We start from the raw sequence: 3,266 nt of genomic DNA, 5'->3' as shown, positions 1-3,266 counted from the left end.
TATGCTACCAATTCCTCTTATCTATTGAGATTTTTGAAATCAATCTTAATTTAGTCTAAAATCAATTAGCAACAATACAAATTAAAAAAACAGATAGGCGGATATTATGAAAATACCAAAATGCATGAGCACACAACACCCGGATAATGTGAACTCTCCATTTTTTGCAGAAAATATAGAGCTTCATGGGGAAGACGAAATACAGGAAGCATACTATGCCTTCTCACATTTAAACTGTGACGAACAGATGTGGGATTGCGAAGGTAAGGAGGTTGATAATTATATAGTTAAAAAATTATTGACAAAATATGAATTATTTTTCAGAGAAAAAAAGTTAGGTAAAGATATATTTATAACTTTGAGGGTACCAAATCCAACTGTAGAAAAGGATGAAGCAAAAATATTATTGGAAACTTTGGAGAGTATACCCAGATCTTTTGATGCTGCTAAATTATTTTACAGGGATGATATATCCCCAATATTTGAAGTTATATTACCTATGACAACCTCTCCTAAGAGCCTTGATAGAGTTTACAGATATTATTGTGATTTTGTTGTAGGAAAACAGAATAAACCTATTAGAAAAGGGGATATAACAATTGCTGAATGGACTGGAGAATTTAGACCTAAAGTAATCAATGTTATACCTCTTTTTGAAGACATGGAACATATACTTGATGCACACAGAATGACTAAAGAATATTTAAAAAACAAAAATATAGAGCATCAGAGAGTTTTTCTTGCAAGGTCAGACCCAGCAATGAATTATGGATTGGTTAGTGCTGTTCTTTTAAACAAGATTGCTCTTCAGAGATTGCAAAAATTGTCAGAAGATATAGGTGTTAAGATTTATCCTATTGTGGGTGTAGGTTCAGCTCCTTTCAGGGGCAATTTAAGACCACAAACTGTAGAGAGAGTTATAAAAGAATATCCAAGTGTTCATACATTTACTATTCAATCCGCATTTAAATATGATAATCCCTCTGACAAAGTTAAAGAAGCTATAAGAAAATTGCAAGAAAGAAAAACGGGTTCACCTCAGGAAATAGATGAAGAGAGGTATTTAGAAATAATTAAGAAATATTCTTATGAATACCAGAGACAAATTATAGAATTAGCACCATTAATCAATAAAGTTGCAAGGTATGTTCCACGCAGAAGAAAGAGGAAACTGCATATAGGTTTATTTGGGTATTCACGTGGTATAGGAGGTATTACACTACCGAGGGCGATAACATTTACAGCTGCTCTTTATTCAGTAGGTTTACCACCAGAAATCCTTGGTTTGAATGCTTTGAATAAGGATGACCTGCAATTTATTAGGGAAGTTTATGTAAATTTTGAAGAAGATTTGAGGGATTCTCTCAGATATTTTAACCCAAGTGCAGTTTTTCTACCAAAAGGTCTTGAAGCAAGAGCTAGGAATTTCATAAGTTTTACAACTGATAATGAGCATAAAGAAATAACTGGTTACATCATAAATTTATTAAAGGAAAATAAATCTGAAGATTTAAAAGAGTATATTCTAAGAGCAGCAAATTTGAGAAAATTCTTAGGATAATAATAAGTTGCAAGCAAAACTTCGTATAAAAATTGATAGGGAACTTTTTATTTTACTTTTTAGTCTAATTCTTAGATAGCTTATTTAAATAATTATATTCTAATAAAACAAATATTTTATAGAATAAGGAGGAAAATTGATCAAGAAATTAATATCATTTTTTCTGTTTTTAATGATTTTGTCTGGTTGTGCAAATGGAAGTGGAGCTTCCTCAACAACTAAGGCAGATGATAGTAAATCAACTCCTGAAGGAGTTAATAAGATTATTAATTCAAATAATCAGTTCGCTTTTGACCTTTATTTAAAGCTTAAAGATGTCCCAGAATACAATGAAAGTAACATATTCTTCTCACCATACAGTATATCTACAGCATTAGCGATGACTTATGAAGGGGCAAGAGGACAAACAGCAGAAGAGATGAGGTCAGTATTTCATTTTCCTGAAGATGACAGCATACGAAGATCCTCATTTGCAAAGATATACAACCTTTTAAATAAAAAGGATAAGAAATATGAACTTCATACAGCTAATGCTCTTTGGGCTCAGAAAGATTATAAGTTTTTAGAAGATTATATGAATACTATACAAAGATATTATGCAGGAAAAGTTACTAACTTAGATTTTGTAAATGACACTGAAAACTCTCGAATAACAATAAATAAATGGGTAGAAGAACAAACAAATAATAAGATCAAAGATTTAATTCCACAAGGTGTTCTTGATGCATTAACACGTTTAGTGCTTACTAACGCAATTTATTTTAAAAGCATGTGGATTAAACAATTTGATAAGGAAGATACTATAGAAGATGATTTTAAAGTAAACCCAGAAAAAACAGTTAAGGTTCCAATGATGAGACTGACTGGAGAAGAAGCGACATTCAATTATGCTGAAACAGAAGAACTTCAGATTCTTGAGATGCTTTATGAAGGAGAAGAATTATCCATGCTTATTTTACTTCCAAAAGAAGATAATTTGAAATCAGTTGAAGAATCACTCAATAAAGAAAAAATTACTGAATTAAGAAATATGCTCATAGAAGAACAGGTTGATGTATATATACCTAAATTTAAATTTGAAACTAAATATTTTATGAATGAAATACTTAAAAAAATGGGTATGTCAACTGCTTTTTCTAATGCGGATTTCTCAGGGATGGATGGAACAAAGAAACTTTTCATCAGTGATGTAATTCATCAGGCTTTTGTTGAAGTTAATGAAGAAGGTACAGAGGCTGCAGCAGCAACTGGTGTTGTTATGAAGGAAACAGCAGTTTTGCCAAGTATTGTCTTTAGAGCAGATCATCCATTTATATTTATGATTCAAGAAAGAGAAACAGGTAATATTCTATTTTTAGGAAGAGTTGTTAATCCTTCTGAATAAAACACTAAATAGGAAATTTTTAAATAAAAAATTAAATATTTATTTAAAGGATAAATAAATGAAATTCAAAAATAAAATTTAATTAAGTAGATAAGGAGGTAAATGTGTCAAAATTAGTATCAACAATTTTAGTTATTTTAGGAATATTAGCAGTACTTATATCAGCTATTGTTCTTTTAGTGCAAATGACAATGGTTATACCTAAGATGAAATTAGCGAGTAAGCCTGTAGCTGTTGGGACTGAAGCTCCAAATGCAATTTCTGTAAATGGAATGGGTGAAGTATATGTAAAACCTGAATTAGCAAATATATCTATTGGAG

At 30.6% G+C, this 3,266-nt stretch carries 3 protein-coding genes; all 3 read left to right on the top strand.

Translation table 11 applies throughout. The annotated features are described in order from the left end of the window. Positions 1-106: 106 nt before the first annotated feature. Positions 107-1,561, top strand: a complete 1,455-nt coding sequence (locus KKC53_05475; protein MBU2598603.1) for a phosphoenolpyruvate carboxylase — start codon at positions 107-109, stop codon at positions 1,559-1,561. A 136-nt stretch (positions 1,562-1,697) separates the two neighbouring features. Further along, entirely contained in the window at positions 1,698-2,945 is a 1,248-nt protein-coding gene (locus KKC53_05470) for a serpin family protein (protein MBU2598602.1), read from the top strand. Positions 2,946-3,049: 104 nt separating this feature from the next. Then, the coding region (locus KKC53_05465; protein MBU2598601.1) for a hypothetical protein at positions 3,050-3,266 on the top strand (217 nt) is incomplete at its 3' end.

It is taken from the genome of Actinomycetota bacterium, assembly GCA_018830725.1.
GTDB lineage: Bacteria > Actinomycetota > Humimicrobiia > JAHJRV01 > JAHJRV01 > JAHJRV01.
Note: the sequence above shows the minus strand (reverse complement) of the source record. Positions and strands in the feature narration are given on the sequence as shown.

Bases quoted from the DNA above. Each gene is read 5' to 3' on its own strand.
- KKC53_05475 (MBU2598603.1), top strand. From the start codon at position 107: ATGAAAATACCAAAATGCATGAGCACACAACACCCGGATAATGTGAAC.